This is a genomic window from Fulvivirga maritima (genome assembly GCF_021389955.1).
Lineage (GTDB): Bacteria > Bacteroidota > Bacteroidia > Cytophagales > Cyclobacteriaceae > Fulvivirga > Fulvivirga maritima.
The window spans coordinates 970,084-990,259 of sequence record NZ_CP089980.1; the positions used below are offsets into that span (position 1 = coordinate 970,084).

Annotated in this window: 14 protein-coding genes; 6 read left to right on the plus strand and 8 right to left on the minus strand. The window is 36.7% G+C overall.

Annotated elements, in window-relative coordinates; genetic code table 11:
- Nucleotides 1-19 precede the first annotated feature (19 nt).
- A complete protein-coding gene (locus LVD15_RS03950; RefSeq protein WP_233779028.1) occupies nt 20-3,511 on the minus strand; it encodes a hypothetical protein in 3,492 nt (1,163 codons plus the stop codon).
- A 1,011-nt stretch (nt 3,512-4,522) separates the two neighbouring features.
- Between LVD15_RS03950 and LVD15_RS03955 the strand changes: the two genes are divergently transcribed.
- Both LVD15_RS03955 and LVD15_RS03960 read left to right on the plus strand, forming a co-directional pair.
- Nucleotides 4,523-4,666 (plus strand): hypothetical protein, encoded by a 144-nt coding sequence (locus LVD15_RS03955; protein WP_233779029.1) that lies wholly within the window; start codon nt 4,523-4,525, stop codon nt 4,664-4,666.
- 108 nt (nt 4,667-4,774) lie between these two features.
- The gene (locus LVD15_RS03960) at nt 4,775-6,109 is read left to right on the plus strand and encodes a tetratricopeptide repeat protein (RefSeq protein ID WP_233779030.1); all 1,335 of its coding nucleotides are present in this window, start codon (nt 4,775-4,777) and stop codon (nt 6,107-6,109) included.
- Nucleotides 6,110-6,137: 28 nt separating this feature from the next.
- Here the strand turns inward: LVD15_RS03960 and LVD15_RS03965 are convergent, their stop codons facing one another.
- From LVD15_RS03965 to LVD15_RS03995, 7 genes are read right to left on the minus strand one after another with little or no spacing between them, the layout of a single operon-like run.
- Nucleotides 6,138-9,182 carry a type I restriction endonuclease subunit R gene (locus tag LVD15_RS03965; protein WP_233779031.1) on the minus strand — a complete coding sequence of 1,015 codons (3,045 nt, stop codon included), beginning with the start codon at nt 9,180-9,182 and terminating at the stop codon, nt 6,138-6,140.
- 2 nt (nt 9,183-9,184) lie between these two features.
- On the minus strand, nt 9,185-9,916 hold the full coding sequence (locus LVD15_RS03970) for a hypothetical protein (RefSeq protein WP_233779032.1): 732 nt from the start codon (nt 9,914-9,916) through the stop codon (nt 9,185-9,187).
- A complete protein-coding gene (locus LVD15_RS03975; protein ID WP_233779033.1) occupies nt 9,913-11,049 on the minus strand; it encodes a DUF3696 domain-containing protein in 1,137 nt (378 codons plus the stop codon). Before LVD15_RS03975 ends, LVD15_RS03970 begins: the two co-directional genes overlap by 4 nt.
- Nucleotides 11,049-12,416 (minus strand): DUF262 domain-containing protein, encoded by a 1,368-nt coding sequence (locus LVD15_RS03980; protein ID WP_233779034.1) that lies wholly within the window; start codon nt 12,414-12,416, stop codon nt 11,049-11,051. The genes LVD15_RS03975 and LVD15_RS03980 overlap by 1 nt, the downstream gene beginning before the upstream one ends.
- 23 nt (nt 12,417-12,439) lie before the next feature.
- Nucleotides 12,440-13,879: a restriction endonuclease subunit S gene (locus LVD15_RS03985; RefSeq protein WP_233779035.1), complete on the minus strand. Its 1,440-nt coding sequence runs from the start codon at nt 13,877-13,879 to the stop codon at nt 12,440-12,442.
- Nucleotides 13,880-13,906: 27 nt separating this feature from the next.
- The gene (locus tag LVD15_RS03990; protein WP_306416854.1) at nt 13,907-14,308 is read right to left on the minus strand and encodes a GxxExxY protein; all 402 of its coding nucleotides are present in this window, start codon (nt 14,306-14,308) and stop codon (nt 13,907-13,909) included.
- Entirely contained in the window at nt 14,301-16,649 is a 2,349-nt protein-coding gene (locus tag LVD15_RS03995) for a type I restriction-modification system subunit M (RefSeq protein ID WP_233779036.1), read from the minus strand. Before LVD15_RS03995 ends, LVD15_RS03990 begins: the two co-directional genes overlap by 8 nt.
- Nucleotides 16,650-17,557: 908 nt before the next feature.
- Here LVD15_RS03995 and LVD15_RS04000 point away from each other — a divergent pair.
- The 4 genes from LVD15_RS04000 (at nt 17,558) to LVD15_RS04015 (ending at nt 20,123) form a co-directional block, all read left to right on the plus strand.
- A complete protein-coding gene (locus LVD15_RS04000; RefSeq protein ID WP_233779037.1) occupies nt 17,558-17,842 on the plus strand; it encodes a helix-turn-helix domain-containing protein in 285 nt (94 codons plus the stop codon).
- Nucleotides 17,843-18,019: 177 nt separating this feature from the next.
- Nucleotides 18,020-18,580 carry a helix-turn-helix domain-containing protein gene (locus tag LVD15_RS04005; protein WP_233771095.1) on the plus strand — a complete coding sequence of 187 codons (561 nt, stop codon included), beginning with the start codon at nt 18,020-18,022 and terminating at the stop codon, nt 18,578-18,580.
- A 94-nt stretch (nt 18,581-18,674) separates the two neighbouring features.
- Nucleotides 18,675-19,319, plus strand: a complete 645-nt coding sequence (locus LVD15_RS04010) for a porin family protein (RefSeq protein WP_233779038.1) — start codon at nt 18,675-18,677, stop codon at nt 19,317-19,319.
- 27 nt (nt 19,320-19,346) lie between these two features.
- The gene (locus tag LVD15_RS04015; RefSeq protein WP_233779039.1) at nt 19,347-20,123 is read left to right on the plus strand and encodes a sensor histidine kinase; all 777 of its coding nucleotides are present in this window, start codon (nt 19,347-19,349) and stop codon (nt 20,121-20,123) included.
- Nucleotides 20,124-20,176: the final 53 nt, after the last annotated feature.

A 20,176-nucleotide genomic window follows, 5' to 3' on the forward strand; every position in this document is an offset into this window, starting at 1 on the left:
TTGTAACTTATTTTATAAACTATAGACAGGATTTCCTTTTACCTATAATGACATTAGATATCACTTGCTGACCATCTGAGCTAGTAACCTGACAACTCAATTCTCCTTGTCCCATAAAAGTAAAGCGCCCCACTTTTTTAGTACTTGTTTGAGATTTTCGTGAACCAGACTCCCAATAACGATATACCCAATTATACTTCAGAGTCCCACAATATTGATTTACATCTGCAGAGGCCAAGATCTCATCATTACCCTTTGTACAGTACTCAAAATTTCCTCTCCCACTTACTATGGTTGCAGTCATTTGATAGCCTGGATCTGCCACTTGTGCATTTAACCTTATAACACTTCTATAATTTTTACCTTTATCTGTTACTATGCACCGTACTTCCACAGACCTGTCTGCACAATTTGGCGTAAAGTTTATTGCATTAGATTTAGAGGCATTACTTTCTGACCTAACTGTGCCATTAACCATCACTCGCCAAGTATAATATAGCTCTCCACAGCCTCCTTTTGCTGAAACTGAAAATCGATGAGAACGCCCTACTTTCATTACAAGCTGATCTTCATCATCAAAAGAAGCCTCTATTGGCTCCGAGTTATTTACATCACAGTCTGCAAACTGTGTTTTATAATGATCATAAGCTTGAACAATATTACCTTCACTATCAGAGACGTACTTAAGCCTCTCCTTTTCATCATATTCGTAATAAACCTGGCGACCATTAAGATCTGATTCTGCTATTTTATTCCCTTTTTCATCATAAGCATTCGAACTAATCATAGCCCCTTTTGGATATACTTTTACTTCATCTAATGCACTACCCTCATTAATATCAGCTATAAATTCCCTTTCTCGGAACTTCCACTCTTCCCCCTCATAATACCAGTAAGAAAGCATATAGTCACGGCCTTCCAAAGGAGTAAAAGGAACGGTAAACTGCCCTCCTTCATGACTTCTCATCCCCACTTTAGAAAGAGTCTCACTCCCCTCCTCTTCAAAGCCATTATAATACACTTCTTCGTAACCCGCATTCTCTACTTGTGCAATAGGCAAATACTTGCGTAAATCCCAAATAGTCGCTGTTTTATAACCTGTTCTTGATTCTGATTCAACAAGAAAGCCTGACTGATCATATTTAAAATGCCCTGAGAGTCGATAGTTTTTATCACTTATTGTAGGGATTTCGGATATAGCTTCCCCTTTGGGCTCTTCCCACACATAACTTGACTTCATCAAGATTTGCTCCTCTTCTTCCATAGTGCTGGAAAAAAGGCCGTACTCCAGCACTGTACCCTGCAACATAAAATAGGCTTGTGCTGATGCTGGCATTTTTTCATATATCCTTTCTACAGGATAGGAATTCATATTACGATTACACATTTCTGATAGGACTGGATCATTAGGATAATCTGAAGGGTAGGTAAGTATATTCCTAAACTTAGTACCATCAGCCAAAGTGGTTACTTCCGTATGTAAATAGTTATTAGAAGAATATTCCAGATCTGAAAACACAGCTCTAGACACTCCAGGATCCTCTGAAGTAATTACCTCACTTTGAGCCACTCTACTCCAATTAGTTGGAACATGGATATTTTGAACCCCTAAAATATCAGTATAATCTATATCTGATCCTCCGTTAGAAGAAATAGCCAGCGCGGCATCTCCTACACTTCCGTTTTCGGCAGCATCAACAAATAAAAAGCTTTTTGCAGGCAAAGAAGCGCTAGAAACTTCTTCATACTGCCATATCTTCCTTTCTATGGGATACCAGGTGTTATCACTTAATCTTTTGTAAATATTCTTTTGCTTAAGCTTGCCATCCAAAAAACTTAATCCATATAAAGGAGGCAGAAATACTCCAGAATAATAACCTGAGGCATTCGCATCGACAAATTGATTTTCATTTGTGTACCCATAAAGCGTTCTTCCTTTCTTATCAGACTCTATACTCACCCAATCATATGTAATAATTGGTCCTCCAAGAATATCTTGAAGCAGAGTCACGATATTCTCCCTGGTCACACTTCCTGAGCTCATTTGAAATGGTCCAAATTTTATCCACCTTTGAGCATTATATGATAATTCATTGACTTCAGGCAACATCAGATGAGCACTAGAATTACCGGATTCATCTTTATAGTAGTATTTAATTTCATTCTCCTCCTGACCGCTTATTCTCACCTGAGATAATCGAACCCCTAAATCAACCTGAGATAAAATATTCGCTTTCTCGAAAGATGAAATATCGTGCTGTTCATAGGTATATTTCACTTTTTTACCTCCGCTATACTCTAAGTCCGAAAGAATATTTTGGCTATTAGCGGCCGCCTGATAACCAATTTTTATCGCTGAAGTGGCATCAGAATACCCTGATGTAAAGAACTCAAGATAATTTAACTTAACTTCTTCATCACCATCATAATAAAACTTACATTGAGCCAGCACATCCCAATCAAATTCTTCCTGAGGCCATGTACCGTCATCATCTCGTCCATTATAAGAACTGCCTTCCTTTTTATAGGCGGTTGATAATGAGATTGACTTTATTAATCTAGGCCATTCATCTGGTGTATCTGGATAGTAGCCTATATTAATCCTTCTTGCATATAAACCATTATGTAGTTCAATGCTACTCAAATAAGGGATTGAATAACTTGCAATGTCCTCAATTTCATATTGCGGAAAGTATCCTCCTCTTGCAAATCTCCCTGTAGCAAAACTATTAATCCGCTCTAACCTTGTCAAAGTAGTGCTAGAATAGTGAAAAGAAATATTTTCATTTTGTGGAGAAATTACTTCACTTAAATACCAACTAGTTGTTAACCCATCCTCTGTTGTTTCTACCGCATCGTCTGAACCGAAAATATATTGATACCCTGCATCATCCCATATAATCCATTCTGAATTTTCGTCAGTAGGTACTTGAACCTTCAAGTGCAGGTTGGGGTCAATTACTACCTTATCTTCCGATTCAATAAAAAACTTACCACCATGACCAAGAAATGAAAAATAGAATAAATCTGGAGTAACATCCAATTGACCGGATTGTACAGATTCCACTAAAGAGGCACTTATTTCATTATTAGCAGGAAGGTTAGAGACCCGATACCCTCCATCTTTAAGATCATCACCTCCATTAGTTACCCTTGTAATTACCCCAACTCCTTTCAATGACCAACCATATCCCAAAGATGACATTGAATACATATTATGATTGTGTGGGTGGTAAAGCAATGAAAGTGGATAAGAGATATCCTTTCCACTCAGGCTGAATAATGGCACTCCCACGGCCGGCTGCCCTGTATAATTCCCTAATGGATAAGCGACATCTTTCACTAATGCTACCGCTTGTGGTGAAGGTAATATAGTTTCAGATGTTAAGATATTCTCATTTTGAGCTAACACATTACTGCTCCACACTATCAAAATCAAAAATAAACTGACTCCACGATATGTAAAAAAACAAAGGCCTTGCGAATGCCTCAAAAAAATAAATTCGGTCATGCTGCATAATTTTAGCGGACTAAGTTAACTATACGCCCCTTAAAAAGGATCAATTAATGTAATTTTTTTTATATTAATTATATTATAACAAATTTAAATAACTGAAAACCAAAATGTTTTATCATTAATTTAGTTCTGATCCGTGAAATACATATGAACTACTCACCACGATTAACTCAGACTTAATTGAATATCTTTCAACATTAGATTACCCACTAGCTCTTCTTTTAGGTTTTGCCCAAAAGACACATGTCATTTTAATACAGCTCAAAACATTGAAATGAACGCATCAATGCATCCATTAAAACCTTGCATGCAGAGGGTAAGCCAGAATGCTCTTCACTTACCTTCACCCATCAGACTATCTCACATGGATAATGCGTATATTAATATGAACTGGTATTTAAGAAATGAGGTCTGAGATTATGATGCAGGTAGTAAGGCATAATTCCTTAATATGAACATACCCTCACTATTTAAGTAAATGACCTATTGGATAGCCACAGATTTACTCATTAAGAGCATTCACATAGCTAAGCTTAAATCTTCTGATTATTACAAACGTTATGTTACTCCGCATGTAAGATATAATACAGTATTTGCTGTGTATAGATTGATATTATTTCAATTCCATAGGCTTACAAACATCACTTCCCTTCACCAAGTTTAATTAATTCCCTGATAATTTATAATTATATGTATATTAAAGAATAGAAAGTTAAGATGGTGCTTTTTACACAGAAAATACTACAATCTGTAACTACGACTTTATTCAATCTATGGTATAATGTGCGGAAATGAAGGTTCGAGATAGCAAACCGTAGCAATGTTAGGGAAAGGCCGAAGGGACTGATGAAGCTTCAGAATTTGGAAAAGTGTACATTATACGTTTGATATTTACTCATGTAAGTTATGGGTATAATTTCTTAAGCTCTTGGTAATTGTGCTTTTACAGATTTATAAAGTGAATAATATATGCTATATTGATCACTTAAAAATAAATGAACGGACATGAAAATTGTAAAGATACTATCGCTCTTATTTATTCTTGGCACATGTTTTAGTGCTACATCTTGCCAAGATCCTTATGATGAAATTATTCAACAGACTGAGCCTGAAGGGGTGGACCCTAAGGAGGCCGGCCCTAGAGATTAGTTTTATGATTATAACTTGAGAGCACTCTCGTGTTGATTCAACCTATTTAACCTATACCTTATGCAAACCCTAACCCAAAAAGCATCCCGTTTAGTTATTTTTTTAACAGTGGCATTATATTTAATTTCATGTCATGATGAGACTGAGCTTAACACTCAAGTTAATGTTCCTGATGAGAAAGAATCGCTCGAAAGCATGCTTGATGATGATAAAATTAACGTAGAATCCAGATTAACTATCTATTATAAATTAAGTAAAATTTATAAATCTGAAGATTATCAGGTTTCTGAAGGTTATGCCAATAAATTAATCTTCTTATCAAAGGAAGAGGGTAATAAGTACTTTGAAGCCAGAGGCGAATACATGAAAGGTTACTTATCTGGAAAAGTAAGAAATTATGATTCTTCTGTAAAACACTATATCATAGCCTCTGAACTCTTCAAAGAATCCGAAGATTATTTATGGCAAGCAGATGTAGTCAATAACATTGGAAAAGTCTTTTATCAAATAGAAGGTTATGAATCAGCAGTTGATTATTTTCAAAAAGCTGCTGATTTATATAAATCTGAAAATGATTGGCAACACCTTTCAATGGCTCTTTCTAATATAGCAGGGTGCATGTTTAAATTGAATAAATTGGATAAGTCTAATTTTTTCTACCTTCAAGCAATTGACGCATATCATAAATCAGGGGTAAAATCAGAAAGTACTATAAGCGATCTTTATAAGGATCTTGGAAATGTTGAATTTGAAAAATCAAATTATGACAAAGCTGTTCAGCATTACAAAAAGGCTCTGTCATTCACTAATATTTCGGATGATTTAAGGCATTCCATTTATATAAATATTGCGAATGCGCTTAATTACAAGGGAAGTTTTAATGAGGCTATTAATTGGCTTAAGAAAGCAGAAGATCTTTCAAAAATCCTATCTCTAAACATTGATCGTCAAATAAAAAGTATACTGATAAAAGGCGAACATTATCAATTACAAAATGAACAAAAAAAGGCCCTTACTACTTTTGAAGAAGCTCTTTCTTTAGCTGATATAGAAGTATTTAATGAAAATATAATTAATACCCTGGATTTAATATCTAAATCCCAAAGAGCCCTGGCCAGCCAGAATGCAAAAGTTGAAATTAATGACATTTTTAGAATAGAAGACCTAAGAAAGCAGCAAGAGGCACTTAAATCTCAAATAGTAGATCAACTGGATTATAAAAGATTGCAAGTGATTCTGGATACTGAAATTCAAAACCACTACAAAGAGGTGAAGCAATCAGAAATAGACAAAGAACGCTCAACCATTATTAAAATAGCCAGTGCCTGCATCGCTATCTTTTTCTTTACCTTATTAGGAACTACCCTATACATCAGAAGCAAAAAAGTTATCTATGAGACAAAGGTTAAAAAGGTAAATGATTTATTGAACTCAGATAGGTAAGGTTAGATTTATACACTGGTCAAGATTTCTACCTACTCAACCCCGGGTAATCCATCATTCGCTTCATGGTATCAAAAAAGGCTTGGTAGAAAGAATCGTCTTTTGCATAGAGTTTATAAAGGTCTAATTCTTTTTTCCTTTGTTGACTCATAACCTCATCCAGTATCTTCTTAAAGGCTAAATCTCTGTTTTGCACATCATTATTATCAGCTACTTTTGATTGATAGTCTGGATGTGCCTGAATGTACTTACTTAGAGTGAGAAACTTAACCCGCTGATCCTCTGGCGTGGCATCCCAGCCATGAAACCATCTTTCATTAAATGTCCTGATTATTTCATCCAGCATGTCTTTTTCTTCATCACCTCCATGAGCTCCTCTTGGATTCGGATTTTGCGGATCTAATTCCGTGGATGAATCATCTAATTTAATAGTTTGGTTCAGTTTAGTCCGCTCCAATCCGTAGGTAGATAAATCAACGGATTCTAAGAGTTCATCAATCAATTCATCTTCTTTTGTTATCACAATTAGTTTGGGAATTAGAAATTTCAAGAACCAGAAAAGCTTTTCCCAATCCAAAACCTCATAAGGCATGATGGAAGCCATTTGACCATATATTTTCACAAACTGCTTGGATTTGATTTTAAAATCAGCTTTTTCATCATCTTCTAAACCCAACTCTTGATTGAAACGATCTGCTGAAGTGTCTATAATAGGACTCAGCTGCTGAGCATCTACACCTTCAAAATATTTCTCAACAAAAGACTCTACTTCGTACCATTCATAAACGCCTGTATCATCCAGAGTACCTTTCAATTCGTGTAATACGTTAATGTCTGTGGCTCCACTTAGTGAAGTAGAGGTATAAAAAGGATCGAAAGAAGATTTAATTTCGTCTACCTGATTAAAGAAGTCTAATATGAACAAGTCCTCTGTTTTCTTACCTAACTTATCCGCAGCACGATTTAATCTACTTAGGGCTTGAACAGCTAAAACACCTTGCAGCTTCTTATCTACATACATAGTACAAAGCTTAGGTTGATCGAACCCGGTGAGGTATTTATTAGCAACCACTAAAATGCGGTAGTCGTCAGCATCGAATTTATCTCTGGTATTTTTTTCCGCAAAACCATTTAAATCACCTTCTGTGTATTCAATGCCATCCACTACTTTCTTTCCTGAAAAAGCTATAGCTATTTTAAACGGATTGCCTTTGTCTGCTAGGATTTGTTTTATTGATAGGTAGTAGCGAATTGCTGACTCAATATTTTGAGTGACTACCATCCCCTTTGCCTTTCCCTTGAGCTTTTTAGTATTATATACCTTACTGATAAAATGCTCCATCATTATCTCAGCTTTAGTAGCAATGGTGCGTTTATCTCGCTCTACATAGGCTCGCAGTTTTTTCTGAGCTTTTTTTGTATCAAATAAAGGATTATCCTCTATTGACTTTTCTATCTCATAGTAGCTTTTGTAGGTGGTATAGTTTGCCAATACATCCAAAATAAAACCCTCCTCAATGGCCTGTTTCATTGAATATAAATGGAAAGGCTTAAACGTCCCATCCTCTTGCTTACTACCGAACCGTTCTAAGGTAGCATTTTTTGGAGTAGCGGTAAAAGCCAGATAAGATGCATTGCCTTTCATTTTACGGGTCCGCATAGCTGTTAATATTTTATCCTGTGCATCCGCCGCCTCTTCTTCACTCTGTCCCATGGCCTGATTCATTTTACCTGCTGCGGTACCGCTTTGTGAACTATGGGCTTCATCTATGATTACAGCAAAGCGTTTATCGCTTAAATCAGCAATACCATCTACTATGAATGGGAATTTTTGAATAGTAGTAATGATGATTCTTTTTCCTTGCTCCAAACTATCCTTTAATTCTTTGGATGACAAGGCAGGTGCCACAATGTTTTTAACTTGCGAAAATTCCTTGATGTTCTCTCGAAGCTGTTTATCCAACAACCTTCTGTCGGTCACTACAATTACGGAATCAAACAACGGGTTTTGAATACCCTTAGAACCAGAAAGCCCTTCACTTTCAGGATAGGCTTCTATCAATTGATAAGCAGCCCAGGTTATGGAATTAGATTTTCCAGAACCGGCAGAATGTTGAATTAAATAGGTGTGCCCTACTCCATTCTGAGAAGCATGCTTGAGTATTCTACGCACAACATCCATTTGATGATAGCGCGGGAAAAATAAAGTTCGCTTGTTTAATGAATCAGTGGCTTTGCCATCAAAGCGAACAAAGTGCTGGATGATATTGGCCAAACTCTCTCGGGTAAAGACTTCTTCCCACAAGTAGCTAGATTTATGCCCAAAGGGATTAGGTGGATTACCTTTACCATTGTTATGCCCTTTGTTGAATGGAAGGAAGAATGATTTACTCCCATCCAGTTTAGTGCACATATATACTTCATCTGGATCTACTGCAAAATGGACTATAGCCCGACCAAAATTAAGCAGGGGCTGCCGGATGTCTCTGTCATATTTGTATTGTTTGATGCCGTGCACTTTGGCATTTTGCCCGGTCCACTGATTTTTGAGTTCGAGGGTAGCTATGGCCAGGCCATTAATAAACACCACCATATCAATCTCTTCTCGGGGATTTTCCAGATTATAGCGGACCTGACGTGTAATGCTAAACTCATTTTTAGAAAAGTTATCTTTCACCGCTTGGCTGCTGCTGGCCATAGGTAGTTGATATAATAAAGTTAAATGAGCATCTTCTACTTCCAAGCCTTTTCGCAATAGAAGAATAATGCCATATTTTTTAACCATCCGATCATAGCGCTCCAGAATTTTTAATTTCCAGTCGGCAGAGCGCTGTAACTTTTCGAGTTCTTCCTTTTGGGTTTCTTCTAAAAAGTGCCAAAAACGGATTTCGTCCAAGGCGTATTTAGGATTAAAATCATTGGCAGCACCCATGTAATAGCCATTACCAGACCGATACAACTCTGCTGCCTCACGCACGGTATTTCCCGCCTCCTTAATGTCTTCAATACAATTACCCGTTAAGACTTTTTCAATGGCTGATTCGAGAGCTTGTTCGTTGGTTTTTGATACCATAACTAGATATGAGTTATTATTCTTTGATACATTGAACGGATAGCCTGACTCTGATTCTTCGTTGATTTGAATGATATCCCGCCTAGATAAACAGTATCATTAGCTTCATGAAAATAAACCCTAAGGGCTACAGGCGTATATATTCGCAATTCTCTTACATGAATTTTGAAGTTTTCTTGAGTAACATCTTTAATGATTTTGGTATCAGGGTAAAATGGTGTTTGTGAATTACGACCTCTTGCCCTCTCAAATAATTCAATAATTGATATTTGACTTTCATCTGATAATTCTAAAAATTCCTTTATGAAAGACCCTGATTTATTGTTTTCGCCAATTACCTCATCGAGACGTTCTAATGGAGTAGAATGTAGAATACTCCACTGCTCATAACTTAATTGGTTAGTGACGGACTTTATTTCTGAAAAGGTAGTTTCAGAAAAATCAATCCCTAAAAAGCCATTAATATTTGATCCACAAAATTTATTTGCATCTTCTTCAGTAATGATTGTTTGTTCACAAGTTGAGAGTTGTTCTACAAACATGGCCAATACCTGATTCTCCTGACTATACTGTTGATATAGATTTGCGTAGTTAAGTGAGTTAATAGCATTAGGGCTTTTATTAAATTGATCCTTCTCCATTCGGTCAATTGCAGTTAGTTCCATTAAACCCATTTTGTAATCTTCAAAATTGAGATGATCAATAGCACCATCAATCAAAAATAAATGTCTCATTTTTTTCGGAGCTTATGAAGTTGTGCGAAATCAACCTGAGTCTGATCAAAAAACCCAGAAGGCCAATTAGATAATTCTCCAATTTCATTGATTGATATTGTTTGCACATTGGGCTGAGTCATTTCTTGATTTTGACTAAAAAAATTTATGCTAACATTATCAGGATTTATTTGGGATGCTGCTGTTGCAACCTGAATGCCATTGAGAACATGATCACTGTGTGTTTCAACAATTACCTTGACACCTGAAGAGGCTATGATTGACAAAAACCTTCCAATTCTTGACTGTGCTGACGGATGTAAATGAGCCTCCGGATTTTCAATTACCATAAAGCTGCCCTTCCTAGCTATCAAACCAGTTACCAAAATGGGTAGCACATAACTAATTCCGAACCCTATGTTTGGAGCAATGATGGAAACGCCCTTTGTAAAGTGATTCTCAACTCTAACTTGAGCAGATCCTGTTTGTGTATCGTATTTGGCTGATATTGAAACCCCAGGCATGAGGTAATCTAACCAAGCATTTACTTGCTGTTCAAGGCGAGGACTATTATGACCTTCAAACCTCCTGTCATTAGGAACTTGATACTTGTAAGAAAACTCAGTATCACCAATTAACTGCGCAACATATTCACCTTGAAAACCAGTATTTGGATAATCATAAAACTGGATAGTTTGACTGATGCGCGGACCGATTCTTTCAGCATTCAAATAATAGAATTCTTGAAAGAATAGACCTGAATCTCTTAAGAATTGGCTTCCTTCTACTGCTGTAGGTTCAAGCCAAAGTTTTAATGGTTCTATTTCATAGGTTACTTGAAATTTCCCATTATCATTTTGAAGGCTCAGATGGGTGATGAATTCTTCTGTTTGTCTATTACTTATGCTTGAACTGTCTCCAAAGGCTAAACGATAGGATCCATTGAGATCTACTTTAAGATTATTAGTTTCAGAGTAATTATATTGATCCTTTTCCCATTTTGCACAATGTTCAATTGTTCTTCTCAAAAAGAGTAAAGTTTGAATAGCTGTGCTTTTTCCATTGCCATTTGCGCCAGCAAATACTGTTAGTCTATTAATAGGGATTTCAACCTCCTGGAAACACTTAAAATTATGTATACCTAGTTTCTCCATTATACTAATGTTAAGTTTTCGACAATTAAGTTTTGAACTTTTTTAAAAACGTAAAGAAGGTTACTTCTTCCATTTGTACCATAAGAAAGGTAATTAAGGAATTCATGATCATCTTCAATTGCACTTGCTAGTGGCACTAATAGCTGTAGTTCTTCATTTTTCGAACGTATTAATTCATTATCGTAGGAAGAAAGCAGTACCGAAAGTGAAACGAATAATGCTTTATTAATGAGCTGTTTGTAAGCGTCTGGTTCAATATCTCCTCTTCTAATTTTCCGGAAGGCATACCTTTGTCCCAATAAGTATTTGGCATTCATCATGGCTGTTTTAAATAAATCCACAAAATGATCTAATTCGGATTGAGCGCTTTTGTATAAATCCTCTGTCAAAGAGTCTAGGGCATTATCCATGGCTCCATTATAATCCTGCATATTGTTTTGTTCGAAATACCTATGGAATAAGATGAAACGAAGTGCAACTTCTTGATCTTCCATTCTTGTTGGCCTTATACCGTAGTCAGTGGCAGATTTAAATTCTTCTAACTCAGTCATTCTTCTCAAGGTATCTCTTAGCCCGGTTCCTGCCAAACAATTTCTTATTTCCTGATTATTTAATGGTTTGCCTCCTGTATTAATCCTCCTAAAGATGTCATACTTCACTTTTGCAGGAGAAGAGGGGTCAATGACATTAACAGAAAATTGCGTTTGATTGAACCAGCGCAAATATTTAGGATCAAGTCCTTTCTTCGTTCCTTCATCTTTAAAATATCGACCATCACAACTATCATTTAAATACTCCAAATTTCTTAATCGAAATTTATTATCCATGAAATCTTTGATGGTGGAAATCCGCTGAAGACCATCTACGATAGTAATTCTACCTTCGCCATCTTCTGAAAAATAGAACATGGGCAATGGAATTCTTAAGAGAATCGATTCAATTAATCGTGACTTTTGAAAGTTATTCCAAACCAGATTTCTTTGAAAATCAGGAGACAGATCAATGTCCTTATCATCTATCATGTCAGATATAAGCCTAAGACTGAACTGTTTTGCGTGCACTTTTATGTCTTCAGGGTCAAAAGGCTGAATGGTTTCCGTATAATCAGTTGCATTGATATCAGTACCTGACTGTTCTGCTTCAATTACCTGAAGTACTAATTGGTCCAGTTTAGTGCGAATATCCTCCTCAGTTTCTGAGATACGATTATCCTGTTCTTGGATAATAAAAGAATTATCTTCTAATATCAATTTCATCCATGACTCATTTTCGGCAGTCATTAATTCGAATTGATCCTGGTCTGTGTTTAAGCGAAACACGGTCAGCAGCACAAATTCGTTTTCTCCGGTTTTGAATTCTATATTCATAGTCTATTTTCTTAATCCTTTTTTTAGAAACTAACTTTTATCTTCCCTGTCACCGCACTATCTATCAAAGTAGCTTTGTATTCTTTGAGCTTTTCGATTTGGGTTTGTTGTAGCATGATGGCTTTGCCGATTTTTTCGGATTGGGATTCTATAAACGCAGCTATTTTTTCTTGTTCATACACAGGCAGTAGTGGAATGAACATTTTTTTCACTTCGTCTTGGCTAATATTTGGGTCAACTCTCGATCCCTTTGCAACAAACATCCAATGAGGTCTGTAAAATTTCACATAGTAATACAAATATTCTTGATTTAGAACTTTTGATGGCATGATACCGCATAATGCCTGATTAATGGCACCTGAAAATCTTAAAATTGAATGTTTGCCAATTGTTCCAGGTCCACCATACATCGCTACACAAACCGTATTTATAGGCATTAAACTGCAAGCGGTATCTCGAATAGCCGCTTCTGTGATTTTCACTGGTGTATCTAATAATTCATCGTTGTTCAAATCAGTTGTTCTAACCCAAGGAATTGATCCATTGTAATATCTTTCAACGTTTCCACTTTGTGGAGTACTACCACTTGTTGTTTTTGCAATTTTCTTTATTTGAGTAACCTCCCAATGCTCCGGTATCACCCCAATCCATTCCACGCCAGAGTCTTTCATTTTTGTCGGAATCACAGATGGTCTCGGATTACCTGATTTCTCAGATTCTTGTTTCTCTGTGAAATCGTTAAATCCTTCCAATCCGTGATTCAGACCCTTTGTCACCGCATTTTGAATGATGACTTGCTTGCGTTCTTTGAGCAGGGTTATCATCTTTTCTTTTTGAGCAATGGCCTGGTCTATTTTGGCCGTTTTGTCGTCTAGGAAATTGGCAATGGCGGTTTGTTCGGGGAGGGAAGGAATTGCCACCTTAATGTTTTTCATTTCATCATAGCGCGTAGTCCATAGGTCAGCGACTATTCCATGACCAATTCTATAATTTTCTTCAACAAAAGTGGTGCTTTTTAACAGGTAATTACAGTACAATGGATTGATACCTTTCGGAGTCATGACAATATTAATCAGGGATACTGATCCATCTTCTAATGCAATTCCACTCGAACCTTTTCGATCCGAACGACTATTAATTACAAAATCACCTTCTTTTACTAGTTTCCTGTTATCTCCGTCATTGCTCTTTGCTGCATTGTCAAGTTGTGGAACAATACCGCTTTTAGTTACAGATAGAGGTGGAAAGTCTTTGTCAGAAACTTTTGATCTCCGTTCTGAAAATCTGGTTCCTAATCTTGTTAATTCCCATTCTTTCGGGATTTCTCCTAACCAAACTTCTCCTGAATCTTTGTAAGCTTGATATTTTTGGAATGTTGCTTTTGCTGCTTCTTTTGTCTGAATCACAGATTTACTCGGATTTATAGATTCCACAGATTTCATTATTTGTTCTTCTGCTTTCATAATACAAGCCTCTTAAACGTGAGTGATTTACTTCCGAAATTGATTAATAATCCTACTGCTTTTATAGGCTTTTAAATAGTTGAGCACTTGGGCCAAGTGAACATCTTCTAATTGAATCAGTGCTTTCAGCTCTACTAAAACTTTCCCCTCAACCACAAAGTCAGCACGTCTCGTACCAATGGGTTCTGGCAGATCTTTATAAAAAATTTCCTGCTCTATCTCTCGTACAAAGGCAAGTTTACGTTGGCTCATTTCCCATGCCAATGCCCGCTGATAGATCACTTCCTGAAATCCATTGCCTAAAAACGAATGCACATCAAATGACGCCCTTATTATCTTTTCAGTTATATCTTTATATTTCAGTTCCGCATTCATAATCTGTGCTATCTTATCATCTTTATAATCCGTGATTCCGACATTTTCAGACATTCTTTAAAATATCCATTATCAAACCTTCGTTTTCTTGCTCTAAAGCTAATATCTCTGCACTCACCTCTTCCAAGCTCCGTAACGGCTTGTGTTGGTAGAAGTACTTGTTAAAGCTGATTTCATAGCCAATTTTGGTTTTGTCTAGATCAATCCAGGCTTCTTCCACATGTGGCTTTACTTCTCGCAAGAAATACTCGTGAATGTTTTCGGCTAAAGGCACACTTTCACTGTCACGCAGGTCGGTTTGGTTATCGTAAATGATGTATTCGTCTTTTTTACCACTTGGGTAGTAGCCGTAATCAGGCAGTTGTGCTACGGTGCAATCTAAATGGTGCAGAAGTTGGTCGAGCTTATCGCTATTAAGTTTCTGGGTTTTCTTAATCACCTTTTTGGCTGTTTCGTCATACCAACTCACGGTTTGTAGAATAGCATTCTTCTCGGAGGCAGATAGTTTGCTTTTCCTTGCTTTTAGTTCATCATCTACTAATTTGGTAAACACATTAAAGTCATTGTATTCATCGGTGCCAATAGCCTTCATGAGTTGCCGGGCAGTTTCCAATAGGGCCTTTTGCTTTTTCCATGTGGCAGCAGCTGTAAGTGTTTTACGCTTTTTAGCGTTCATATCCAGGTCGTTTTTCTCACACCAATCCAAGATTTCTTTTTCAATGGATTTCAAATCTGAATACACTTTTTCACCAAAAGTTTCATAGGCCCATTGCATGGGTTCCTTCAATGTTTTGTCAAAGCGCAATTCAGCAATGCGTTCTGCCGTAAATTGAGCTTTTAGTCTGGCAGGGCGGTCAATGGTAACTTTGTAATAACCAAAATCGGAGTTGTTAAATACTTTGGCAGCCAAGCCATCTTCGCCTTGTCGTTCAATCGTCTCAAAATTGGTATTGGCCTGTTGAATTTCTTTGATATGGAAGGATGTCAGCTCACAATTCTTGTTGCCTAGGTTCTTGCGCAGTTTGGCATATCGTTGCGAGGCATCAATCAGTAATACTTTCCCTTTTCGCTTCGCTTCTTTGCTGTTATGCAATAACCAGATATACGTGGTAATGCCTGTATTGTAAAAAAGGTTATTGGGAAGCTGTATAATACAGTCTAACAAATCATTTTCTATAATGTATCTTCTGATATTGCTTTCACCACTACCTGCATCACCCGTAAACAAGCTGGAGCCATTATGTACCGAAGCAATTCGAGAGCCTATAATACTTTGACTTGTCGGCTTCATTTTATTCACCATCTCCATCAAAAAGAGTAATTGCCCGTCAGAAGAACGTGGCGTAGCATCCACCTCTTCAGCATTGCCCCAATAATCTTTTAATGAAATTTGAAAACGGGGGTCAATAATGTCTTTACCATCTTTGATGTATTTCACCTCACTGCTCCAAGACTTTCCATATGGAGGGTTAGACAGCATAAAATCAAACGTATGACCTGAAAACTCATCTGTAGATAGCGTAGAACCAACTCTGATATTTTCGGGGTTGTTCCCCTTAATCATCATATCAGACTTACAAATGGCATAGGTTTCATCATTAATTTCCTTGCCGTACAGGTAGACATCACCCATAGCACGAATGGCTCCTTTTTCATCTTTAATGAAATTCTGAGATTCGGTAAGCATTCCACCCGAGCCGCAAGCTGGGTCGTAAATTGTCATAACAGGCGGTAATTGATCTTTGATAGGATCAAAAACAATATGCGTCATTAAGTCAATTACCTCACGTGGCGTAAAGTGCTCGCCAGCCTCTTCGTTATTTTCTTCGTTAAATTTTCGAATCAGTTCCTCAAACACATACCCCATTCCTAAATTAGAAAGCGGTGGTAATTTTCTACCTTCAGGGTCTTCCTTTTCAAAGGGAGTCAGGTTAATGTGCGGTGAGGTAAATTTCTCCAACACATCCAATAGCACATCTTTGGTAGCCATGTGTCGGATCTGGCTCTTGAGTTTAAACTTATCTATAATCTCTTTAACATTAGGACTAAAGCCATTGAGATAATCCTCAAAGTTAGCCTGGAGAATCTGTTGACTATTAGTGGCTGTGTCATACAAACGCTGCAGTGTCCATTCACTGGTATTATAGAATACGTACCCACTAGCATCCCTCAGCCCCGTCTCATCCCATTCGGTAAAACCGGCCTCATCTCGCTGAAAAGCAAGCTCTTCCATCACTGCCTCCTTAGTAGGTTCTAGCAAAGCATCCAGTCTGCGCAAAACCACCATAGGCAAAATTACATCTCTGTACTTACCTCTTACATAAACATCTCTTAAGCAGTCGTCCGCAATGGACCAGATAAAACTTATTAATCTATTGTGTACTGATTGATTCATGTTGCCAATAACTATAAATAAAATTTTCCCTATTTACAATGAAATAATGATCTGCAATTTACTGTAAACACATCAAATTAGGGTTTCCCAAACAGCTCTAAAGATAAGGCCATTGAGTTCTTATAATTAGGCTAATCTAATAAATTTTTGATGTTTCTTATATTGGTGCCGTTATTACATTTTTAGGATATTGTTTACAATCCTCAGGCTAAATAAGTTACTAAATGCTTCATAAGCAAGACCGCTTATCCCATACCAAGCTATAAGAGCTTATAACCTTTTTACTTGTGAAATGACTCCAAATACGAATAGGATTTTTCCCCTCCCCGAGTTCCGAGGGAGCGGCCTTTACAAAAGGGCAGTCAAGATCAAATGTATACATTTGTACATCTTGCTCATTCGTAAAAAGCTTACCAATATATAAAACTGAGGTTCCTTTAATTATCTAAAAAAGCCTATCAAATTTTCAGTGCTCTTACCTCTTAATGGCCTTGACTATTTGAAGGAAGGTTCTGTCAAGGGCAGCTCGGGCAGGTGGAGCCATGGTGCTGTTTATATACCCTTGACAGGTTCTTTCTGAAAATAAAACTTTGCTAGGAAGTGGAGGTGATGGGGTCAACACATTTAGTAGTTAGTCTAATAAGTGCTTCGGTCGCTAGCTATGCGATTACCGGGGTTTGGCAATAGGTAAGGGTAGAACTTGTCCGGGAAGAAGGTGTGTTGGCTTTATAGTTCTTCTCTTACCGCGGGTTCCGAAGGCTGCTGAATGGAGGCACGGAATGAAGCGGCTAGAGGATAAGGGCTCTATTTAAATTTTGCCTTATAAAATCCTTACCATCTTCCCCCATACTTGTGAAGAAAGTATTGCAGTTCTCAACATATTAGTATGACGACTAAACGCAAATATTATGGCAACCAAAATTATCACCACAGACGATCTAAGAGAATTTAAACTTGAACTAATCGATGAGTTTAAAAAGATTTTGAAAGAGCATGCCGGAACACCTGTAAAAAAATGGCTCAGATCTCCAGAGGTAAGGACCATGCTACACATTTCGCCAGGCACATTGCAAAACCTAAGGATGAACGGCACTCTACCATTCACTAAAATAGGCGGAGTTCTATATTATGATTACCAGGATATTCATAAAATGCTAACGGAAAATAGAGTTCAAAATAGAGGGGCATTTTAATTCTATCCGAGAACAGTAAATCAAAGAAATGTAATAAAATTTCGAAATGACGTAATGAACTAAACTAGCCTCCCACTGTTACATTGCTGGTTGTTAGTTATTATTTACACACTTTTTGTCCCCGCTTAGCCCTGTGTCTACTGAAAATTTAGCAACAAATTACTAAGCTCTTTAATCATGAGAATTTACATCAAATATATGGTGAGTCTACGCTGCAAAATGCTGGTGAAAGAGGAGTTGAAAAATCTCGGGCTGCATGCTGTAATAGTAGAATTGGGTATGGTAGAGATTTTGGAAAATATACCTTCAGACCAGCTACATAAACTAACTCAGGCTTTAAGAAAATCTGGGCTGGAAGTAATGGATGATAAAAAAAGTATCATTATCGAAAGGATCAAGAATGTAATAACTGAAATGATCCACTATTCGGATACTCTGCCTAAGGTCAATTATTCTGATTATATAGCTGAAAAATTAAATTATGATTATACTTATCTATCCAATATATTTTCGGAGGTAAAGGGCATTACTATTCAGCAATATATCATCATGCATAAGATTGAAAAAGTCAAAGAACTATTACTTTATGATGAACTTAATCTAACTGAAATTTCATATCGTCTTCACTATAGCAGTGTGGCACATTTATCTAATCAATTTAAAAAAATTACGGGCCTTACCCCTACATTTTATAAAAGTCTGAAATTAAAGCGAAAAGGCAACCTGGAAGATCTGTGATATATGCAACTCCATTATAAAACATTGTAATTATTTAATATTAATTGCTGGTATCTTCATTTACTTGTTTTGACTCATTTTTAAAATTTAAGTAATGAAGAAAATTATTTTATTGGCCATGTTTATCCTTTTATTAGGAGCCGCTGGCAATGCCCAGGGAAATACAGACTATTCATGGGGGAAATTTAAAGTAGGTTTTAAGGTAGGTGCAAACTATTCAAATGTATATAATGCTCATGGTGAGTTATTTACCTCAAGGCCCAATAGCGGATTGGCACTGGGTATCTTTATAGAGGCACCCTTAAGTGAAACTGTTGGCTTACAGCCGGAAATATTATACTCCAGAAAGGGCTTTGAAGCTGAAGGTATTTTAATGAATGCTGTCTATCTCCTTTCCAGAAACACCAGCTACATTGATTTCCCCATATTTCTTTCTATAAAAGTTACTGATGCCTTAACTCTACTTATAGGTCCTCAATTTTCATATCTTTTAAAACAACAAAATAACTTTAATGATGCCGAAATGACCGATTTACAAATCCAGGCTTTTAATAATGAAAAAATCAAGACAAGTAATTTAGGTTTTTCCACTGGTATTGATTTTAGGTTAAAGCACATTCTTTTGGCTCCCAGAGCCTCCATTGACGTTTCTAATAATAATGGAAATCATACCGAAACACCCACCTACAAGAATTTTTATTTTCAATTAACTGCCGGCTATTTCATAGCAACTAATTAAATATTAAATACATCAAACTAACCATATATGAGCATATCTGTAGAAAAAAGGAAAGAACAAAAACCTCACCTAAGTAGTATTGAAAAAAAACACCAGGATGAAATCCGTGAAATAATGAATGACAACGCAAAGTTCATTTCTATTTTAGCGCATGATTTAAGAGAACCATTTAGCACCACTATCAGCCTATTGTCTATGCTAAAAGAGAATAGGCATGATTATGATAAAGAAGCAATAAAAAAAATCATAACCATGGCATCTTCTTCGGCTGAAGGCGCCTTAATTCTTCTAGACAATCTTTTACACTGGGTTGTTTCCCAACAAGGTGGAAAAAGATTTAATCCTATTGACATTAACTTGCAGCAGTTAATATCAGTAGAAATTGCTAACCTTGGTTTTCTGATAGGACAAAAAAAAATAACTATTACTCAATCCGTCCCTAAAGACATACCCCTTCTTGCAGACCTGAATATGCTCAAAGCCATCATAAGAAACTTGACTGGCAATGCCATTAAGTTTACTCCTAAAGGGGGGACTATAGATATTAGTGCTTTGATGTGCCGCTCCTATGTTCAGGTAATCATAAAAGATAACGGTGTAGGCATATCATTAAAAGGGCAACGAAAACTATTTAAAAAGGAAAGCTTTTATTCTACTGATGGAACTAATAATGAGAAGGGTACTGGGTTAGGCCTTTTGATCTGTAAAGACTATGTGAAATTACATTATGGAGATATCTGGGTAAAAAGCCGCATTGGAAAGGGAGCTGAATTTATATTCACATTGAAGTTAAATCAGGAATGAGGGTTTTCATAATCTGTGAATTATGTAAAACTACCACCTATTCTTGTAACGAA